20 protein-coding genes are annotated in these 19,916 nt (G+C 61.6%); 19 read left to right on the top strand and 1 reads right to left on the bottom strand.

Features of this window, described 5'->3' with window-relative positions; genetic code table 11:
* Positions 1 to 112: 112 nt before the first annotated feature.
* Positions 113 to 466, top strand: a complete 354-nt coding sequence (locus tag AB8B31_RS20210) for a RidA family protein (protein WP_018448195.1) — start codon at positions 113 to 115, stop codon at positions 464 to 466.
* 219 nt (positions 467 to 685) lie between these two features.
* Here the strand turns inward: AB8B31_RS20210 and AB8B31_RS20205 are convergent, their stop codons facing one another.
* The gene (locus AB8B31_RS20205; protein ID WP_018448194.1) at positions 686 to 1,174 is read right to left on the bottom strand and encodes a hypothetical protein; all 489 of its coding nucleotides are present in this window, start codon (positions 1,172 to 1,174) and stop codon (positions 686 to 688) included.
* Between the two features lie 315 nt (positions 1,175 to 1,489).
* Between AB8B31_RS20205 and sdhC the strand changes: the two genes are divergently transcribed.
* The 18 genes from sdhC to lpdA all read left to right on the top strand — a co-directional run bounded on the left by sdhC (position 1,490) and on the right by lpdA (position 19,701).
* Positions 1,490 to 1,885: a succinate dehydrogenase, cytochrome b556 subunit gene (sdhC, locus tag AB8B31_RS20200; protein ID WP_012559217.1), complete on the top strand. Its 396-nt coding sequence runs from the start codon at positions 1,490 to 1,492 to the stop codon at positions 1,883 to 1,885.
* 10 nt (positions 1,886 to 1,895) lie between these two features.
* Positions 1,896 to 2,276, top strand: coding sequence for a succinate dehydrogenase, hydrophobic membrane anchor protein (gene sdhD / locus AB8B31_RS20195; RefSeq protein ID WP_018448193.1), 381 nt, complete (start codon positions 1,896 to 1,898; stop codon positions 2,274 to 2,276).
* Positions 2,277 to 2,282: 6 nt separating this feature from the next.
* Complete coding sequence (gene sdhA / locus AB8B31_RS20190; RefSeq protein WP_018243892.1) at positions 2,283 to 4,124, top strand: succinate dehydrogenase flavoprotein subunit; 1,842 nt, start codon at positions 2,283 to 2,285, stop codon at positions 4,122 to 4,124.
* An 18-nt stretch (positions 4,125 to 4,142) separates the two neighbouring features.
* Positions 4,143 to 4,922, top strand: a complete 780-nt coding sequence (locus tag AB8B31_RS20185; RefSeq protein WP_003567268.1) for a succinate dehydrogenase iron-sulfur subunit — start codon at positions 4,143 to 4,145, stop codon at positions 4,920 to 4,922.
* Positions 4,923 to 5,268: 346 nt separating this feature from the next.
* The gene (locus AB8B31_RS20180) at positions 5,269 to 5,784 is read left to right on the top strand and encodes a protease inhibitor Inh/omp19 family protein (RefSeq protein ID WP_003543526.1); all 516 of its coding nucleotides are present in this window, start codon (positions 5,269 to 5,271) and stop codon (positions 5,782 to 5,784) included.
* Between the two features lie 47 nt (positions 5,785 to 5,831).
* Positions 5,832 to 6,995: a cell division protein ZapE gene (gene zapE, locus AB8B31_RS20175; RefSeq protein WP_018243888.1), complete on the top strand. Its 1,164-nt coding sequence runs from the start codon at positions 5,832 to 5,834 to the stop codon at positions 6,993 to 6,995.
* 177 nt (positions 6,996 to 7,172) lie between these two features.
* Positions 7,173 to 8,135 carry a malate dehydrogenase gene (gene mdh / locus AB8B31_RS20170; RefSeq protein ID WP_018482680.1) on the top strand — a complete coding sequence of 321 codons (963 nt, stop codon included), beginning with the start codon at positions 7,173 to 7,175 and terminating at the stop codon, positions 8,133 to 8,135.
* 36 nt (positions 8,136 to 8,171) lie between these two features.
* The gene (gene sucC, locus AB8B31_RS20165) at positions 8,172 to 9,365 is read left to right on the top strand and encodes an ADP-forming succinate--CoA ligase subunit beta (protein ID WP_018243886.1); all 1,194 of its coding nucleotides are present in this window, start codon (positions 8,172 to 8,174) and stop codon (positions 9,363 to 9,365) included.
* An 8-nt stretch (positions 9,366 to 9,373) separates the two neighbouring features.
* Entirely contained in the window at positions 9,374 to 9,865 is a 492-nt protein-coding gene (locus AB8B31_RS20160; protein ID WP_028733521.1) for a DUF1579 family protein, read from the top strand.
* Positions 9,866 to 9,878: 13 nt separating this feature from the next.
* The gene (sucD, locus tag AB8B31_RS20155; RefSeq protein WP_011653811.1) at positions 9,879 to 10,781 is read left to right on the top strand and encodes a succinate--CoA ligase subunit alpha; all 903 of its coding nucleotides are present in this window, start codon (positions 9,879 to 9,881) and stop codon (positions 10,779 to 10,781) included.
* Positions 10,782 to 10,955: 174 nt separating this feature from the next.
* Positions 10,956 to 13,940: a 2-oxoglutarate dehydrogenase E1 component gene (locus tag AB8B31_RS20150; RefSeq protein ID WP_028733520.1), complete on the top strand. Its 2,985-nt coding sequence runs from the start codon at positions 10,956 to 10,958 to the stop codon at positions 13,938 to 13,940.
* 15 nt (positions 13,941 to 13,955) lie between these two features.
* Positions 13,956 to 14,264 (top strand): YciI family protein, encoded by a 309-nt coding sequence (locus tag AB8B31_RS20145; RefSeq protein WP_018243883.1) that lies wholly within the window; start codon positions 13,956 to 13,958, stop codon positions 14,262 to 14,264.
* A 39-nt stretch (positions 14,265 to 14,303) separates the two neighbouring features.
* Positions 14,304 to 15,569 (top strand): 2-oxoglutarate dehydrogenase complex dihydrolipoyllysine-residue succinyltransferase, encoded by a 1,266-nt coding sequence (gene odhB, locus AB8B31_RS20140; protein ID WP_018243882.1) that lies wholly within the window; start codon positions 14,304 to 14,306, stop codon positions 15,567 to 15,569.
* Between the two features lie 13 nt (positions 15,570 to 15,582).
* On the top strand, positions 15,583 to 16,332 hold the full coding sequence (locus tag AB8B31_RS20135; protein WP_128408744.1) for a DUF4241 domain-containing protein: 750 nt from the start codon (positions 15,583 to 15,585) through the stop codon (positions 16,330 to 16,332).
* Positions 16,329 to 16,859 (top strand): hypothetical protein, encoded by a 531-nt coding sequence (locus AB8B31_RS20130; protein WP_028733518.1) that lies wholly within the window; start codon positions 16,329 to 16,331, stop codon positions 16,857 to 16,859. The genes AB8B31_RS20135 and AB8B31_RS20130 overlap by 4 nt, the downstream gene beginning before the upstream one ends.
* The gene (locus AB8B31_RS20125) at positions 16,856 to 17,608 is read left to right on the top strand and encodes an SDR family oxidoreductase (RefSeq protein WP_028733517.1); all 753 of its coding nucleotides are present in this window, start codon (positions 16,856 to 16,858) and stop codon (positions 17,606 to 17,608) included. The genes AB8B31_RS20130 and AB8B31_RS20125 overlap by 4 nt, the downstream gene beginning before the upstream one ends.
* Positions 17,609 to 17,629: 21 nt before the next feature.
* Entirely contained in the window at positions 17,630 to 18,268 is a 639-nt protein-coding gene (locus AB8B31_RS20120) for a LysE family translocator (RefSeq protein WP_028733516.1), read from the top strand.
* 26 nt (positions 18,269 to 18,294) lie between these two features.
* Positions 18,295 to 19,701: a dihydrolipoyl dehydrogenase gene (gene lpdA / locus AB8B31_RS20115; RefSeq protein WP_028733515.1), complete on the top strand. Its 1,407-nt coding sequence runs from the start codon at positions 18,295 to 18,297 to the stop codon at positions 19,699 to 19,701.
* The last annotated feature ends 215 nt before the right edge of the window (positions 19,702 to 19,916 follow it).

The raw sequence follows: 19,916 nt of genomic DNA, 5'->3' as shown, positions 1-19,916 counted from the left end.
TTATATCGGGTCAATTTAATTCCCCCTACCGAAGTGGCGAGCGAAGCCCCACAGTGATCGGATGAAGGGTCGACGACCCAATCTCAAGCATTCATGGAAGTCTGCGAATACGATGATGGGGCAAGCCAAAGTTGACGAAACTCTCCTCGCAGATGCCGCCTATCTGCCCGGCCAGGTCGCAAACCTCACGAGGGGAGCGAGCGTGACGGCGCAAACCAACGAAATACTGGAGCGCATCAATGACATGCTGCTACGCGAAGGTACCGACAAGTCAGAGATCATTCTCGTCAACATTTGGCTCAGGGACCTTGCCTCATTCGAGGAAATGAACAGAGCCTGGGATGCGTGGATGCCTGATAGCGGAACGCCACGGCGGGCAACGTTTGAGGACAAGACTCTTCCGCCGATGTGCGCCATCCGTATTGACGTAGCCGCGTCGCGAAAGGGTGAGGCCGGGCAAATTTGAGCCGCCTGTATTCGTCACCTTCATACTCTTGTCAGCGAAGCCGGACCCGGAAGTGCTTGAAGCAGGACGGTCTACATTTCGTCGAAGAGGGCTATGCCTTGCCAAGGGTAAAGGTGGCGGATGCTTTGCGACCTATTGTGATCAACGATGTAACCGGTAAGGTAGGCGAAGAGCGGCCTCGGAATTTCCTACAGAATTCCGCACTTTCGGCATCATGCTCTAAGGCCGGATGACGCAGACATTGGCCTCGTAGGCGCAGGGATCGTCCTGCACGGCGATATCGATGACCTTCGCCTTCGGCGCCAGTTGCTCAGGCCGCGCGGGGGGATAGAACCCATAGCCGTCGCCGCCGACATAGGTTCCGCCATCGGCCTGATAGACGTAAGAAGTGCCCGCATAAGTGTCGCCGCCGCCCTGCGCCTGGGGTACGACGACGATGAGATTGTTGCGGGCGACGCGATTGGTCGCCGGCGATGAAAACTGTTTCAGGAACGGCATCCGTTCTTTGCGGTTCCGGTATCGATAGGCGTTGTCGAAACGGATGCCGCGATCGCGCCAGCCGATACGTTCGCCGAGGAGCAATCCGCCGTGGAAAGCGTGACGATGGCCGGGAAAACGATGATCGTTGCGGCGGTCGCCGGCTTCGGCGGGAAGTGCAGCAAGCGCGGACAGGGCAATCAGGGCGACTGCGGACAGACTGCGAAACATGGGTGGCCGGCCTCCGGAATTCCGATCCCTAACAAATCGTTAACGCCAGATTGCGCCAAAAGCCGAAGCTTGTCCATTCAGGTCGGCCAACCGGCACAAAATTTGAGCGGAAAAGACCAGTTTCTTTAGCCTGCGAACTTCCCGGTAACGCGAATCGATTAAATTAAAAGCAGACAGCGATTGTGCTTGTCGTCGGCGTTCCCGGTGATTAAACGTCGCAATTGATGCAACGCACACAGAGAATTTTGTCATTCGTGTGGTTGACTGAGCATGCTCCGAAATCCGGGAGCGCAGAGAAGCCGCCGCGAGGTTCTGATGGCGAACGTGACAAATAACCGGCCCCTATCGCCGCATCTGCAAATCTACAAGCCTATTCCCACCATGGTCATGTCCATCGTTCACCGCATTACCGGTGGCGCGCTCTATGTCGGCACGCTGCTCGTCGCCTGGTGGCTGATCGCGGCGGCAAGCGGCCAGGGCTCCTATGACTGGGCCAATTGGGTGCTCGGCAGCCTTCTCGGCAAGCTCGTGCTTCTCGGCTATACATGGGCGCTGCTACACCACATGCTCGGCGGCTTCCGCCACTTCATGTGGGATCTCGGCTATGGCTTCGGGAAAGAGTTCTCGACCAAGCTCGCCATCGCCAACATCATCGGGTCGCTCTGTCTGACCGTGCTGGTCTGGGTGATCGGCTTCCTCATTCGCTTCTGAAGGTCCTCTCATGGATATGCGCACCCCCCTCGGCAAGGTTCGCGGGCTCGGCTCCGCCAAGGACGGCACGGACCATTTCTGGCGTCAGCGGCTGACGGCCGTCGCCAATGTTCCGCTCATCCTGTTCTTCGTCATCTTCATGCTCGCCTATGCTGGCGCGCCCTATGCGGATGTGGTTCGCGCCTTGTCGAACCCGTTCGTCGCGGTCGTCATGGGGCTGATGGTGATCTCGGGCGTCATCCACATGAAGCTCGGCATGCAGGTCATCATCGAGGATTACGTGCATGGCGAGTTCGGCAAGATCGTTCTCCTGATGCTGAACACGTTCTTTGCGATCCTGATCGCCGGCCTCTGTCTCTTCGCCATTCTGAAAATCGCATTCGTAGGATAAGCTGACATGGCACCGACTTCACCCGCCCAGAATGGCAAGGCCTACAAGTATGTCGACCACTCCTACGACGTGATCGTCGTCGGCGCCGGTGGTGCCGGGCTGCGCGCCACGCTCGGCATGGCCGAGCAGGGTTTCCGCACGGCCTGTATCACCAAGGTCTTCCCGACCCGCTCGCATACGGTCGCGGCCCAGGGCGGTATCGCCGCCTCGCTGCGCAACATGACGCCGGATAGCTGGCAGTGGCACCTCTACGACACCGTCAAGGGTTCCGACTGGCTCGGCGACGTCGACGCCATGCAGTATCTCACCATGGAAGCGCCGAAGGCGGTCTATGAGCTCGAGCATTACGGCGTGCCGTTCTCGCGCAACGAGGAAGGCAAGATCTATCAGCGCCCGTTCGGCGGCCACATGCAGAATTACGGTGAAGGCCCGCCGGTACAGCGCACCTGCGCCGTTGCCGACCGTACCGGCCACGCCATTCTGCATACGCTCTACGGCCAGTCGCTGCGCAACAATGCCGAATTCTTCATCGAGTACTTCGCGCTCGACCTGATCATGTCGGAAGACGGCAGCCGCTGCACCGGCGTCGTCGCCTGGTGCCTCGATGACGGCACGATCCATCGCTTCGCCGCCAAGATGGTGGTGCTGGCGACCGGTGGCTACGGCCGCGCCTATTTCTCGGCAACGTCAGCCCATACCTGCACCGGCGACGGCGGCGGCATGGTGGCGCGTGCCGGCCTGCCGCTGCAGGACATGGAATTCGTCCAGTTTCACCCGACCGGCATCTACGGTTCGGGCTGTCTGATCACCGAAGGCGCGCGCGGCGAAGGCGGTTACCTCGTCAACTCCGAGGGCGAGCGCTTCATGGAGCGCTACGCGCCTTCGGCCAAGGACCTTGCCTCGCGCGACGTCGTTTCGCGCTGCATGACGCTGGAGATCCGCGAAGGCCGCGGTGTCGGCAAGAACAAGGACCACATCTTCCTGCATCTCGACCACCTCGATCCGGCCGTTCTGCATGAACGCCTGCCGGGGATTTCCGAGAGCGCCAAGATCTTCGCCGGCGTCGACGTCACGCGCGAACCGATCCCGGTTCTGCCGACCGTTCACTACAATATGGGCGGCATTCCGACGAATTATTGGGGCGAAGTGCTGAACGCCGACAGTGCCAATCCGGAACGGATCATCCCAGGCCTGATGGCTGTGGGTGAAGCCGGCTGCGCCTCGGTGCACGGCGCCAACCGTCTCGGCTCCAACTCGCTGATCGACCTCGTGGTCTTCGGCCGCGCTGCTGCGATCCGTGCCGGCGAGGTCATCGACCGCGCAGCGCCGATCCCGCATCTCAATGTCGCAGCCTGCGACAAGATCATGGACCGCTTCGACGGTTTGCGTCATGCCAGCGGCGGCACGCCGACGGCGGAACTGCGCGAGAAGATGCAGCGCGCCATGCAGGAAGACGCCGCCGTCTTCCGCACGCAGGAATCGCTGGAATCGGGCTGCCAGCGCATCTCGGCAATCTGGGGCGAGATGAAGGACATCAAGGTCACCGACCGCTCGATGATCTGGAACTCGGACCTCGTGGAAACGCTTGAGCTGCAGAACCTGATGGCCAACGCCATCACGACGATCTACGGTGCCGAGGCCCGCAAGGAGAGCCGCGGTTCGCATGCACGCGAAGACTTTACCGAGGGTGCATTCGCGGGCCGCGACGATGTCAACTGGCGCAAGCACACACTCGCCTGGGTGAACGAAGCAGGCGACGTGAAACTCGACTACCGGCCGGTCCACACCGAGCTGATCGCCGAAGGCATCGATCCGCACAAGATCGAGCCGAAGGCTCGCGTGTACTGATCTCAAGAGGAACCGGACATGGTTGAACTCGCTCTCCCCAAGAATTCTCAGATGCGCGAAGGCAAGGTCTGGCCGAAGCCGGCGGGTGCCAAGAACACCCGCGAATTCCGCGTCTATCGCTGGAGCCCGGATGACGGTCAGAACCCGTCGATCGACACCTTCTACATCGATGTCGACGATTGCGGGCCGATGGTGCTCGACGGTCTTCTCTACATCAAGAACAAGATCGACCCGACGCTGACGCTGCGCCGCTCCTGTCGCGAGGGCATCTGCGGCTCCTGCGCGATGAACATCGACGGCACCAACACGCTCGCCTGCACCAAGGGTCTCGACGATATCAAAGGTGCGGTGAAGATCTATCCGCTGCCGCATCTGCCCGTCGTCAAGGATCTGGTTCCGGACCTCACCAACTTCTATGCCCAGCATCGTTCGATCGAGCCATGGCTGAAGACAGTGTCGCCGGCGCCGGCCAAGGAATGGAAGCAGAGCCATGAGGACCGGCAGAAGCTGGACGGCCTCTATGAGTGCATCCTCTGCGCCTGCTGCTCGACCTCCTGTCCGAGCTACTGGTGGAACGGCGACCGCTATCTCGGTCCGGCCGTTCTGCTGCAGGCCTATCGCTGGCTGATCGATTCCAGAGACGAGGCGACCGGCGAGCGCCTCGACAATCTCGAGGATCCATTCCGCCTCTATCGCTGCCACACGATCATGAACTGCGCGCAGACCTGCCCGAAGGGCCTCAACCCGGCCAAGGCGATCGCCGAAATCAAGAAGATGATGGTCGAGCGCCGGGTTTGATCAGCGTGCATGCCGATGGCGGAATCGACGGCTTCGATCCCGAAGCCGTCATCTATATCAGGTCGGCTCGGTGCAATCCTTCTGCAGGATGCACCGGAGCGCTATTCCGAGACATTGCGCGAGTTCGACAGCGATCCTGACAGAGATGAACGCGCGCAACACCTTGCTGACAAATTCTATGTGCAGGAAGTTTTGCAGCGGGACAGTTGAACTGTATCGTTTTTCGGTTAGTTGTTGTCACGGGCAATTTATGCAGCACGACTTGATTAACCAAATCGAATTACGATAATCGGACTTGTCTCACGCCCGTTTCTCTACGGCGATAGCCGAATTCAGGAGTATGATGATGCAGTTGCGATATGCGATGACAGGTCTGGTGGTGGTTCTGTCGCTAGCCGGTTGTCAGCGTACGGCATATGATTACAGCTCCAACGCCAGTGCCGGGCCGGCGCCGTTGACGGCGCAGCCGGTTCCCTCGGTGCAGGGTGGGCAGCTTCCACCGCCGACCGGCAGTTCGCAGTTTCCGGCCGCGCCGACGACGACGGCGCCGATGCCGGGCGCTCAGCCTGGCGCAATGGCGGCAAATGCGCTCGATATCACCAAGGAATCGATGGTCGGAAGCTGGCGTGTCAACGGCAGTTGCGACATGTTCCTGACGCTCACCAATCTCGGCAGCGGTTCGCGCGGCGGAACACGTGGTTGCGTCGGCGAGCTGACGGCGATGGGTTCCTGGGAGGTCGCCGGCAAGCAGGTGCTGCTCAAGGACCGCTCCGGCAACCAGCTCGGCAGCGTCTACAAGACGGCCGACAACCGCTTTGAGGGGCAGACGAGCACGGGCCAGTCGATTAGTCTCAGCCGCTAAATGTTCCAGCAGGTCTCCTGCGATGACTGACAGGCGGACATGCCCTCATGCAACCAATGCCGGATTATGCGCTCAGCGTCTGCGAACAGCTTAAAGCGCTGACCGCATCGGGCGCGCTCCAGGTTGATTCCGCCCAGTTGGACGTGGCAAAGAGCCTCGATCGGGTGCTTGCCGGGCTGAAGCAGCGGCGGCCGGCGGCAAAATCGAGTGCGCTTGGCTGGCTGTTTGCCGCCAAGAAGAAGTCCGCCGACGGCATCAAGGGGCTTTACATCCACGGCAGCGTCGGGCGCGGCAAGACCATGCTGATGGACATGTTCTTCGCAATGGCGCCGTGCAGGAAGAAACGGCGGGCGCATTTCCACGAATTCATGGCGGATGTGCACAACCGCATCGCGGCACACCGGCTGAAGCTCAAGAACGGCGAGACAAAGCAGGCCGATCCGATGCCGCCGGTCGCCGCAGCGCTTTACGACGAAGCCGAGCTTCTCTGCTTCGACGAGTTCACGGTCACCGACATCGCCGATGCGATGATCCTGTCGCGGCTGTTCTCCGAGCTCTTCGCGCGCGGATGCGTGCTGGTCGCGACCTCGAACGTCGAGCCCGACAATCTCTACACGGATGGTCTCAATCGCGGCCTCTTCCTGCCCTTCGTCGCCTTGCTCAAGCAGCATGTCGATGTCGTCACCCTGGATTCGCCGACCGACTACCGGATGGAGAAGCTGAGCAGTCAGCCGGTCTATCTGGTGCCGATCAACGAGCATAACGACATGGCGATGGACGCGTCCTGGACACAGGCGCTGCATGGGCGCAAGGCGCAGCCGCTGGATATTCCGATGAAGGGGCGCCACATCCATGTGCCGCTCGCCGTCGACCGCATGGCGCGGTTCTCTTTCGCCGATCTTTGCGACAAACCGCTCGGGGCGGTCGACTTCCTGGCCATCGCCGAACGCTTCGATACGGTCTTCCTCGATCACATTCCGTTGCTCGGGCCGGAAAAGCGGAACCAGATCAAACGGTTCATCATTCTGGTCGATACGTTCTACGATCATGCCGTGCGACTTTACATTTCCGCGGCGGCCATGCCGGAGGAACTGCTATTGCAGCGCCGGGGCACCGAGGGCTTCGAATTCGACCGCACGGCATCGCGCCTGTTCGAGATGCGCAGTGCGGAATATCTTGCACTGCACCATGAGAAACGCGCCGCAGAGTAACAATTCGGTGACAGAATGCCTTACGTTTACGTAAGAATTTTTGTATCTAAACGATTGAAAACGCTGCATCAAAAATAATGAATTGCCATTTTTTGGCTTTGGGTCTATGCGATTGCGTCATTGGGCGGTGCCTTGCGCGTCCGTTCGACGAATTTGATCGCAAAGGAAACAGCGAAAATGGCGCGTAACAAGATCGCACTCATTGGTTCTGGCATGATTGGTGGCACGCTGGCGCACCTCGCCGGCCTGAAGGAACTGGGCGACATCGTTCTCTTCGACATCGCGGACGGCATTCCCCAGGGCAAAGGCCTCGATATTTCCCAGTCGTCGCCGGTCGAAGGCTTCGACGTCAATCTGACCGGTGCCAGCGACTATTCCGCGATCGAAGGCGCTGACGTGTGCATCGTCACCGCAGGCGTCGCCCGCAAGCCCGGCATGAGCCGCGACGATCTTCTCGGCATCAACCTCAAGGTCATGGAGCAGGTTGGCGCCGGCATCAAGAAGTATGCGCCGAACGCCTTCGTGATCTGCATAACCAACCCGCTCGACGCCATGGTCTGGGCGCTGCAGAAGTTTTCCGGCCTTCCCGCCAACAAGGTCGTCGGCATGGCCGGCGTTCTTGACTCCTCGCGCTTCCGCCTCTTCCTCGCCAAGGAATTCAATGTGTCCGTCCAGGACGTCACGGCCTTCGTTCTCGGCGGCCACGGCGACACGATGGTACCGCTCGCCCGCTACTCGACGGTCGGCGGCATTCCGCTCACCGATCTCGTCACCATGGGCTGGGTCACCAAGGAGCGCCTCGAAGAGATCATCCAGCGCACCCGTGACGGCGGCGCCGAAATCGTCGGCCTGCTGAAGACCGGCTCGGCCTATTACGCGCCGGCTGCCTCGGCGATCGAGATGGCCGAATCCTACCTCAAGGACAAGAAGCGTGTTCTGCCCTGCGCTGCCCACCTCACCGGTCAGTACGGCGTCAAGGACATGTATGTCGGCGTTCCCACCGTCATCGGCGCCGGCGGCGTCGAACGCATCATCGAGATCGATCTCAACAAGACCGAGAAGGAAGCCTTCGACAAGTCCGTCGGCGCCGTCGCCGGTCTCTGCGAAGCCTGCATCAACATCGCGCCGGCCCTCAAGTAGTCGACGGGCTGAAGTAATCGAAACAGGGATACACCCATGAACATTCATGAATATCAGGCCAAGGCTCTGCTGAAGGGCTATGGCGCGCCGGTTGCCGAAGGTGTGGCTATTCTCAAGGTTGAAGAAGCCGAGGCCGCCGCCAAGTCGCTTCCCGGTCCGCTTTACGTGGTCAAGAGCCAGATCCATGCCGGTGGTCGCGGCAAAGGCAAGTTCAAGGAGCTCGGCCCTGATGCCAAGGGCGGCGTTCGCCTCGCCAAGTCGATCGAGGAAGTCGTTTCCCACGCCAAGGAAATGCTCGGAAACACGCTGGTGACCGCCCAGACCGGCGAAGCCGGCAAGCAGGTCAACCGCCTTTACATCGAAGACGGCGCCGACATCGCCCGCGAACTCTATTGCTCGATCCTTGTCGACCGCTCGGTTGGCCGCGTTGCCTTCGTCGTATCGACCGAAGGCGGCATGGACATCGAGGCCGTCGCCCACGACACGCCCGAGAAGATCCAGACGATCGCCATCGATCCGGAAGCCGGCGTGACGGCTGCCGACGTTGCTGCGATCTCCAAGGCTCTTCAGCTCGACGGCGCTGCCGCCGAGGATGCGAAGTCGCTTTTCCCGGCGCTCTACAAGGCCTTTGGCGAAAAGGACATGGCCCTCCTGGAGGTCAATCCGCTGATCGTCATGAAGGATGGCCACCTGCGCGTCCTCGATGCCAAGATGTCTTTCGACGGCAACGCCCTTTTCCGTCACGACGACGTCAAGACGCTGCGCGACGAGACCGAAGAAGACGCCAAGGAAATCGAGGCTTCGAAGTGGGACCTCGCCTATGTCGCGCTCGACGGCAATATCGGCTGCATGGTCAACGGCGCAGGCCTCGCCATGGCGACGATGGACATCATCAAGCTTTACGGCAAGGAGCCGGCCAACTTCTGCGACGTTGGCGGTGGCGCCGGCAAGGAGAAGGTTGCTGCGGCTTTCAAGATCATTACCGCAGACCCCAAGGTCGAAGGCATTCTCGTCAACATCTTCGGCGGCATCATGAAGTGCGATGTCATTGCCGAGGGCGTGATTGCCGCGGTCAAGGAAGTCGGCCTCAAGGTTCCGCTCGTCGTGCGCCTTGAAGGCACCAATGTCGAGCTCGGCAAGAAGATCCTGAACGAGTCGGGTCTGGCGATCACGGCGGCCGACGACTTGGACGATGCGGCCAAGAAGATCGTCGCGGCGATCAACGGCTGAGAACGATCATGGCCTTCCAGTCCACGCCCTCCGCTGCTCATTTCCGCCTCAACGCCTTCGCCGGCGTGTGGGAAGGGGACGAGCGTGTCGCGGCGTCGGCGTGGACGAGTGAAGGCAACGCCAGTGCTGAGTTTTCCGGCGAGGTATTGTTCGGCGGTTTCTTCCTCGAGCAGCGCTATCGCCAGACTCGCGATGGTGCTGTTTCGTTCGAGGCGCGAAATGTTTTCGGCTTCGATGCTTCGGACCAGACCTACAAACTCTACCAGTTCGACACCGCAGGTTTTGCGCCGCCCGTACCGGCGTCCGGCGAGTGGAACGGCAGTGAACTTGTGCTGATGAAGACTTCGCCGCGCGGCAGCCAGCGCACCGTATTCACGTTTGAAAATGAAGACTGCTACCGGATGGGCGTCAGCTTTTCGCCTGCAGGCAGCGATACTTGGCAGGAGGTCGTCAGCGGCGTCTATCGTCGCGCGTCCTCCACGTCTTCCAACCTCTCCTAAACAAAGGCCTCGCATGTCCATTCTCGTCAACAAAGACACCAAGGTTCTCGTTCAGGGCCTAACCGGCAAGACCGGCACGTTCCACACCGAACAGGCGCTCGCTTACTACGGCACCCAGATGGTCGGCGGCATCCATCCGAAGAAGGGCGGCGAAACCTGGACCGGCGCAAAGGGCGAAAGCCTGCCGATCTTCGCAACCGTTGCCGAAGGCAAGGAAAAGACCGGCGCCAACGCGACCGTCATCTATGTTCCGCCGGCCGGCGCTGCCGACGCCATCATCGAGGCGATCGACGCCGAGATCCCGTTCATCACCTGCATCACCGAAGGCATCCCGGTCATGGACATGGTGCGGGTTAAGGCTCGCCTCGACCGCTCCAAGTCGCGCCTGCTCGGCCCCAACTGCCCGGGTATCCTGACGCCGGAAGAATGCAAGATCGGCATCATGCCGGGCTCGATCTTCCGCAAGGGTTCGGTCGGTATCGTTTCCCGCTCGGGCACGCTGACCTATGAAGCCGTTTTCCAGACCTCCAACGAAGGTCTGGGTCAGACGACGGCCGTCGGCATTGGCGGCGACCCGGTCAAGGGCACCGAGTTCATCGACGTCCTGGAAATGTTCCTGGCCGACGAAGCCACCCAGTCGATCATCATGATCGGCGAAATCGGTGGTGCGGCTGAAGAAGACGCAGCGCAGTTCCTCAAGGACGAAGCCAAGAAGGGCCGCAAGAAGCCGATGGCTGGCTTCATTGCCGGCCGTACGGCGCCGAAGGGCCGCACCATGGGCCATGCCGGCGCTGTGGTTTCCGGCGGCAAGGGCGATGCGGAATCAAAGATCGCGGCGATGGAATCGGCAGGCATCAAGGTGTCGCCCTCTCCGGCCCGCCTCGGCAAGACGCTGGTTGAAGTCCTCAAGGGCTAAGCCACCTAAATATAGACCGGGCGGAGGAACGGCATCTGCGCCTTCCGCCCGGCCTCGACGGCACGAGAACAGCAGATGCGCCGCGGACAGGCGGCAATCGAAATGCGGCAGCCGGCCATCAAGCCGGCAAATTCATCAAAGTCAGGAGGCGGACGGAAGCGTCCGCATATCACCATGGCACGGCAAGAAGCCAACGAGCAGTTTCAGGTCACCTCGTTTCTGGATGGCGCCAACGCTGCCTATATCGAGCAGCTCTACGCGCGGTACGAAGAGGATCCGGCATCGGTCGACGACCAGTGGCGTGCCTTCTTCAAGGCGCTGGAGGAGGATCCCAGCGATGTGAAGAGGGCGGCCAAGGGGGCTTCCTGGCGCAAGAAGAACTGGCCGCTTCAGGCAAGCGGCGATCTGGTGTCGGCTCTCGATGGCGACTGGGGCATCGTCGAGAAGGTCATCGAGACCAAGGTCAAAGCCAAGGCTGAAGCTCAGGGCAAGCCCGCCGACAGCACAGAGGTCCTGCAGGCGACGCGCGATTCCGTGCGCGCCATCATGATGATCCGCGCCTACCGCATGCGCGGCCACCTGCACGCCAAGCTCGACCCGCTCGGCATTGCCGCTCCCGTCGACGACTATCGCGAGCTGTCGGCGGAGAATTACGGCTTCACGGCCGCCGATTACGACCGCAAGATCTTCATCGACAACGTGCTCGGCCTGGAATACGCGACCATCCGCGAGATGATCGAAATCCTCGAGCGCACCTATTGCTCGACGCTCGGCGTCGAATTCATGCATATCTCCAACCCTGAAGAGAAGGCCTGGATCCAGGAGCGCATCGAGGGACCGGACAAGGGTGTGGCGTTTACGCCGGAAGGCAAGAAGGCGATCCTTGCCAAGCTCGTCGAAGCCGAAGGCTACGAGCAGTTCCTCGACGTCAAGTTCAAGGGCACGAAGCGTTTCGGCCTCGACGGCGGCGAATCGTTGATCCCGGCGCTGGAACAGATCCTCAAGCGTGGCGGCCACCTCGGCCTCAAGGAAGCCGTGTTCGGCATGGCGCATCGCGGCCGCCTGAACGTGCTCTCCCAGGTCATGGGCAAGCCGCACCGGGCGATCTTCCACGAGTTCAAGGGCGGCTCGGCCGCTCCCGACGAGGTCGAGGGCTCGGGTGACGTCAAGTACCATCTCGGTGCCTCCTCCGACCGCGAATTCGACGGCAACAAGATCCACGTTTCGCTGACGGCGAACCCCTCGCATCTCGAAATCGTCGATCCCGTCGTCATGGGCAAGGCCCGCGCCAAGCAGGATATGAACGCCACCGTCTGGGACGGCGACATAATCCCGCTTTCCGAACGTGCCAAGGTTCTGCCGCTGCTGATCCATGGCGACGCGGCTTTTGCCGGCCAGGGTGTCATTGCCGAAATCCTCGGCCTTTCCGGTCTGCGCGGCCACCGCGTCGCCGGCACCATGCATGTGATCATCAATAACCAGATCGGCTTCACCACGAACCCGGCCTTCTCGCGCTCGTCGCCCTATCCGTCCGACGTCGCCAAGATGATCGAGGCGCCGATCCTGCACGTCAACGGCGACGATCCGGAAGCGGTCGTTTATGGCGCCAAGATCGCCACCGAATTCCGCATGAAGTTCCACAAGCCTGTGGTGCTCGACCTGTTCTGCTACCGCCGCTACGGCCACAATGAAGGCGACGAACCGTCCTTCACGCAGCCGAAGATGTACAAGGTGATCCGCGCCCACAAGACGGTGCTGCAGCTCTATGCGGCCCGGCTCGTCGCCGAGGGCCTGCTCACCGACGGCGAAGTCGAGAAGATGAAGGCCGATTGGCGCGCCCATCTCGAACAGGAGTTCGAGGCCGGCCAGCACTACAAGCCGAACAAGGCCGACTGGCTGGACGGCGAGTGGTCGGGCCTGCGTACGGCCGACAATGCCGACGAGCAGCGCCGCGGCAAGACCGCTGTGCCGATGAAGACGCTGAAGGAGATCGGCCGCAAGCTCTCGGAGATCCCGGCGGGCTTCAATGCGCACCGGACGATCCAGCGCTTCATGGAAAACCGCGCCAACATGATCGCCACCGGCGAGGGTATCGACTGGGCGATGGCCGAAGCACTCTCCTTCGGTGCGCTCTGCGTCGAAGGCAGCAAGATCCGCCTGTCCGGCCAGGATTGCGAACGCGGTACCTTCTCGCAGCGCCACTCGGTTCTCTACGATCAGGAAACTGAAGAGCGCTACATCCCGCTCGCCAATCTTTCGCCGACGCAAGGGCGCTACGAAGTCATCAATTCGATGCTTTCGGAAGAGGCCGTGCTCGGTTTCGAATACGGCTATTCGCTCGCCCGTCCGAATGCGCTGACGCTCTGGGAAGCGCAGTTCGGTGATTTCGCCAACGGCGCGCAGGTGGTTTTCGACCAGTTCATCTCGTCGGGCGAACGCAAGTGGCTGCGCATGTCGGGCCTCGTCTGCCTGCTGCCGCACGGCTATGAAGGTCAGGGTCCGGAACATTCCTCGGCCCGCCTCGAGCGTTTCCTGCAGCTTTGCGCGGAAGACAACATGCAGGTCGCCAACGTCACGACGCCGGCGAACTACTTCCACATCCTGCGCCGGCAGGTGAAGCGCGACTTCCGCAAGCCGCTGATCCTGATGACGCCGAAGTCGCTGCTGCGCCACAAGCGGGCGGTCTCCACGCTTGCCGAAATGGCCGGTGAATCCGCCTTCCATCGCCTGCTCTGGGACGATGCCGAGGTGATCAAGGACGGCCCGATCAAGCTGCAGAAGGACAACAAGATCCGCCGCGTCGTCATGTGCTCCGGCAAGGTCTATTACGATCTTCTCGAAGAGCGTGAAAAGCGCGGCATCGACGACATCTATCTCTTACGCGTCGAGCAGCTCTATCCGTTCCCGGCAAAGGCGCTCATCAACGAGCTGTCGCGCTTCCGCAATGCCGAGATGGTCTGGTGCCAGGAAGAGCCGAAGAACATGGGCGCCTGGTCGTTCATCGACCCCTTCCTCGAATGGGTGCTCGCCCATATCGACGCGAAATACCAGCGCGTCCGTTATACCGGCCGTCCGGCCGCCGCCTCGCCGGCGACGGGTCTGATGTCCAAGCATCTGTCGCAGCTCGCCGCATTCCTCGAGGATGCATTGGGCGGTTAAAACACGGGGGGCGCAATGGCTTATTTCTTTCTGAGACTGCAGCCGCCGCGCCCCACTTTCCCGCATGACGGGACCGGGGAGGAAATGGCGGCGATGAAACGCCATGTCGAATACTGGCATCGGCACGCCCTTGCGGGATCGGCGATCATCGTCGGCCCCGTCTTCGAGGGTGAAGGCGCTTGGGGCATGGCGATCGTCGAGGTCGAGGATCAGGCGGCGGCGCAGGTTCTTGCCGACGGCGATCCGATCATCGCTTCCGGTTTTGGTTTCCGCTTCGATATCCTGCCGATGCCTTCGATCATCTCGCGGCCGCCCGCCGTCTGAAACGCATTAACGAAAACACACGAAATCAGGATCTGAACAATGGCCACAGAAATCCGCGTTCCAACTCTCGGTGAATCCGTCAGCGAGGCAACCGTCGGCACCTGGTTCAAGAAGGTCGGCGACGCCATCAAGGCCGACGAGCCGATTCTCGAGCTTGAAACCGACAAGGTGACCATCGAAGTTCCAGCACCCGCCTCCGGCACGCTTTCGGAAATCGTCGTCGCCGCCGGGGAGACCGTCGGCCTCGGCGCGCTGCTCGGCCAGATCGCCGAAGGCGCAGCTGCCGCTGCCGCGCCGGCTGCTGCTGTACCGGCCGCCGCACCTGCCCAGCCAGCCCCGGCTGCTGCTGCCCAGCCAGCGCCAGTTGCCGCTGCTGCGTCGTCCTCATCAAGCGCTTCCGTCTCCACCATGCCGCCGGCACCGGCGGCTTCGAAGATGCTTGCCGAAAACAATCTTTCCGCCGACCAGCTCGACGGTAGTGGCAAGCGCGGCCAGGTGCTGAAGGGCGACGTCATCGCCGCCGTCGCCAAGGGCATTTCCGCTCCGGCGGCCGCACCCGCGGCAACGCCTGCCGCCGCGCGTGGCCCGTCGACGGTCGAGGATGCCTCGCGCGAAGAGCGCGTGAAGATGACGCGCCTGCGCCAGACGATCGCCAAGCGCCTCAAGGACGCGCAGAACACCGCCGCCATGCTCACCACCTACAATGAGGTGGACATGAAGGCGGTCATGGACCTGCGCAACAAGTACAAGGACATTTTCGAGAAGAAGCACGGCGTCAAGCTCGGCTTCATGGGCTTCTTCACCAAGGCGGTGACGCATGCGCTGAAGGAATTGCCGGCCGTCAACGCTGAAATCGACGGCACCGACGTCATCTACAAGAACTACTGCCATGTCGGCATGGCCGTCGGCACGGACAAAGGCCTCGTCGTTCCTGTCATCCGCGACGCCGACCAGATGTCGATCGCCGAAATCGAGAAGGAACTCGGCCGTCTTGCCAAGGCAGCCCGTGATGGTTCGCTCTCCATGGCCGACATGCAGGGCGGCACCTTCACCATCACCAATGGCGGCGTCTACGGTTCGCTGATGTCTTCGCCGATCCTCAACGCGCCGCAGTCCGGCATTCTCGGCATGCACAAGATCCAGGAGCGGCCGGTGGCGATCGGCGGCCAGGTGGTCATCCGTCCGATGATGTATCTGGCGCTGTCGTACGATCACCGCATCGTCGACGGCAAGGAAGCGGTCACCTTCCTCGTGCGCGTCAAGGAAAGCCTGGAAGATCCGGAACGTCTGGTTCTCGATCTCTGAGGGAGCGCTTTCGATGCGGAACCGGATCATGCGAGCGGCGCGCTTTCTTCTTTGCGCTGCCGCCGCGCATATTCCGGTCTCCGCATCGGCTGCCGGCTGGGACATCAGCAAGGCAAGCAGCAATTTCGAGCTGGTGGCGCTGAGCGATGCCGAACTCTCCGGGCGGTCGATCGGCGCGATCCATATGGGCAATGTCGAGCTGACATCGGGGCGCATCGTTGCGGCCGATCCGCTCGCCCAGCCCGATCGTCCAGCGCTCGCAAGAACGGTTGCGCCGGGCGACTATCCGGTGACGCTCTACCAGGCCTTCGGGCGCATCGCCGCCGCCAGCATGCGGTTTGCCGAGGGCAGGCCGGATCATTGGGAGCTTGCAGTCCTGCCCGGGCAGGACACGGCGACGCTGAAGGACGGCGAGATCTTCGGCTATCCCGTCGATGCCGGCCTCGGATGCTACATGGATGCCGATACGTTTGATCTGATCGGAGAGCGTGAAGGGCAGGTACAGGCGCAGAAACCGGATGCCGACGTCAATTATTACGATGACGTGCTGGCGTCGGACCTCGACGCCAACAAGGGCATCTATGCACTGCACCGGCCGGTTGCCGGCAGACGAGGCAATGTCGCCGTGTTCTGGAGCGGCTGGGGCGACGGTTTCTACCCGGTTTTCTGGGGGCTCGACAAGGACGGCCGCGCGCTGGTGCTGCTGACGGATTTCAGCGTTGTCGAAAACGCCGACGGGCGGAAGGAGCCGAAGCTGCAATGAGCGGAAGGATCGGGATCATGGCGGGACGGAAAGGTGTGGCTGCGGTCGCAGCCGCCGCGTTTTTTGCCGTTCCGGCATCCACCTTCGGCGCCGCATGCAAGCAGGAACAAGCCGTCTACGTCGATCGCGACGGTGCCTATGAATTGCGCTTCGCACCGCTGAATTCTCCATCGGCCGCCGCCAGCAACCAGTTCAAGGTCAGCGCGCTCAAGACACCTGTCGTGATGGAAGGTTATGTCATGCCATCGGAAGATCCGGTGCGCGCCATCGGCATCCTGATGTTCAACTGCCCCGAGGGCGATGCGACCGGCGCCGATCTCGATGCCTGCACGGTCTGGCAGGGCGCCGTCTACGGCATGGATGCCGAGGGTGAGATGGACAATCTGCAGCCCGAAGGTGCTGCGGCGGCCGAAAAGCTCGTGCTCCCCGGCCTTGGTCCCGCCATCCGCGAATCCAGTGCCTGGGGCGAGGGCAAGGCTTCGGTAGCGCCTTGGGACGTACTGACATTCAAGGAGTGTGCGACATGAGCGATGCACCTGTTGTTCTCATCACCGGCGGAAGCCGGGGTATCGGCGCCGCGGCCTCAAGGCTCGCCGCGCGCCAGGGCTGGCGTGTTGCGGTGAATTATGCCGCCAACCGCGAAGCCGCGGATGCGGTCGTGGCTTCGATCACAGAAGGCGGCGGCGAGGCCGTGGCGATCCAGGGTGACGTCGGCAAGGCTGCGGATATCGTCTCGATGTTTACGGCGGTCGACCAGCATTTCGGCCGGCTTGACGGGCTCGTCAACAATGCCGGCATTGTCGACTATCCGCAGCGCATCGATGAGATGTCGGCGGAGCGAATCGAGCGCATGCTGCGCATCAATGTGACCGGCTCCATCCTCTGCGCCGCAGAGGCCATACGCCGGATGTCGAGCCGGCATGGCGGGCAGGGCGGGGCGATCGTCAATATCTCGTCGATGGCGGCGATCCTCGGTTCGGCGACGCAGTATGTCGATTATGCCGCTTCGAAGGCGGCGATCGACACCTTCACTGTCGGCTTGGCGCGTGAAGTCGCTGCCGAGGGCATCCGCGTGAATGCGATAAGGCCCGGCATCATCGAGACCGACCTCCATGCTTCGGGCGGGCTGCCTGACCGGGCACGCGAGATGGCGCCGGCGGTTCCGATGCAGCGTGCGGGCACGCCCGAGGAGGTGGCGGATGCGATCCTCTATCTTCTGTCACCTTCGGCTTCCTATATAACCGGCGCGATCCTCAATGTGAGCGGCGGTCGCTAGAACGACAGGGCGAAAAACAGCATGCAATATATTCTCGAATTCCTCGGCCTGATGGCCGTCTTTTCGATCTTCATCGTCGTGCCGGGCGCCGATTTTGCCGTTATCCTGCGCCAGAGCATCGTGCATGGGCGACGCGCCGCCATCATGACCGGGCTCGGCATGGGCTTCTCCCTGCTCTTCCACATCAGTTACACTATCCTCGGCCTCGGCCTGATCGTGTCCAAATCACTGATGCTGTTTGCTGTCATCAAATGGGCAGGCGTCGCCTATCTGGTCTATCTCGGCATCAAGTCGTTCCGCGAACCGGGCTTCAAGGTGAGGGATATCGAGGTGACGGCGGAAGACCGCAAGCCGGTCTCGATGCCGAAATGCCTGGGCATGGGCTTCATCACCAATGCGCTGAACCCGAAGCCGGTGCTGTTCTTCCTGTCGCTGTTTTCGACGCTCGTGCATCACGACACGCCGGCGCTGATCCAGTTCTCCTATGGCATCGGCATGGCGACGGCGCTGGTCGCCTGGTTTGCCGGCGTCTCCTATTTCTTCACGGTCAAGGCGATCCGTGACCGCTTCATCGCCAGCGGCAAATGGTTCAACCGCATCACCGGAGCGGCACTTGTCGGCTTCGGCTTCCGCCTCGCTTTGTCGCGCGCGGCCGATTAAACGAAAAATCCAAAGGGAAAGAAGCAATGTCCTACGATGTGATCATTATCGGAACCGGCCCGGGCGGCTATGTCTGCGCCGTCAAGGCGGCCCAGCTCGGCCTCAAGGTCGCCGTCGTCGAAAAGCGGGCGACCTATGGCGGCACCTGCCTGAACGTCGGCTGCATCCCGTCGAAGGCGCTGTTGCATGCCTCCGAAATGTTCCATCAGGCCGGCCACGGAATGAGCGCGCTCGGTATCGATATTCCGGCGCCGACGCTCAACCTCGGCAATATGATGGCCCACAAGGATGCGACGGTGAAGTCGAATGTCGACGGCGTCGCCTTCCTCTTCAAGAAGAACAAGATCGATACCTTTCAGGGCATCGGCAAGGTCGTCTCGGCCGGCAAGGTTTCCGTCACCGCCGACGATGGCAAGGTGCAGGAGATCGAAGGCAAGAACATCGTCATCGCCACCGGCTCCGACGTCGCCGGCATTCCTGGCGTGCAGGTCGAGATCGATGAAAAGACCATCATCTCCTCGACCGGCGGCATTGCGCTGGAGAAGGTGCCGGAAACGCTGATCGTCGTCGGCGGCGGCGTTATCGGTCTCGAGCTCGGTTCCGTCTGGTCGCGCCTCGGCGCCAAAGTCACCGTCGTCGAATATCTCGACACCATCCTTGGTGGTATGGACGGCGAAGTCTCCAAGCAATTCCAGCGTATGCTTGCCAAGCAGGGCATCGATTTCAATCTCAGCGCCAAGGTCACCGGCGTTGAAAAGGGCGACAAGGGCGCCAAGGTCACTTTCGAGCCCGTCAAGGGCGGCGACAGGGTGACGCTCGAGGCCGAAGTCGTGCTGATCGCCACCGGCCGCAAGCCCTATACATCGGGTCTCGGCCTCGAAGAGGCCGGTGTTACGCTCGACAATCGCGGCCGCGTCGAGATCGACGGTCACTTCAAGACCAATGTTGCCGGCATTTATGCGATCGGCGATGTGGTCAAGGGTCCGATGCTGGCGCACAAGGCGGAGGACGAAGGCGTGGCGCTTGCCGAAATCCTTGCCGGGCAGCATGGCCATGTGAATTACGAGGTCATTCCGAGCGTCGTCTACACCCAGCCGGAAATCGCTTCCGTCGGCAAGACCGAGGAAGAACTCAAGGCGGCTGATATCGCCTACAAGGTTGGCAAGTTCCCGTTCACGGCGAACGGCCGGGCGCGTGCGATGCTGGCGACGGACGGCTTCGTCAAGATTCTTGCCGACAAGGAAACCGACCGCGTGCTCGGCGGCCATATCGTCGGCTTCGGCGCCGGCGAGATGATCCACGAGATCGCCGTGCTGATGGAGTTCGGCGGTTCGTCAGAAGATCTCGGCCGTACCTGCCACGCGCATCCCACAATGTCGGAAGCGGTGAAAGAGGCTGCGCTCGCAACCTTCTTCAAGCCGATCCATATGTAATCTTACATATTCGTAACAAAGCATACAGCCGCTTGCCGAAAGGCAGGCGGCTGTTCTAGAGCCTTTCCGGGTTAGATTGAAGCATTCTGCCGGAGCAGGTTTTCGTCAGGGCAGAGGCGATTGGCGAAGGGCATACCCCTTGGTACGTCCGAGCCGATCGCCTCTGCCCTGGCGCAAAGATGCCCGGCCCTTCGGGTTGGCTGAAACGGGCCGGC

The organism is Rhizobium sp. 62_C5_N11_2 (assembly GCF_051811185.1).
Lineage (GTDB): Bacteria > Pseudomonadota > Alphaproteobacteria > Rhizobiales > Rhizobiaceae > Rhizobium > Rhizobium leguminosarum.
Note: the sequence above shows the minus strand (reverse complement) of the source record. Positions and strands in the feature narration are given on the sequence as shown.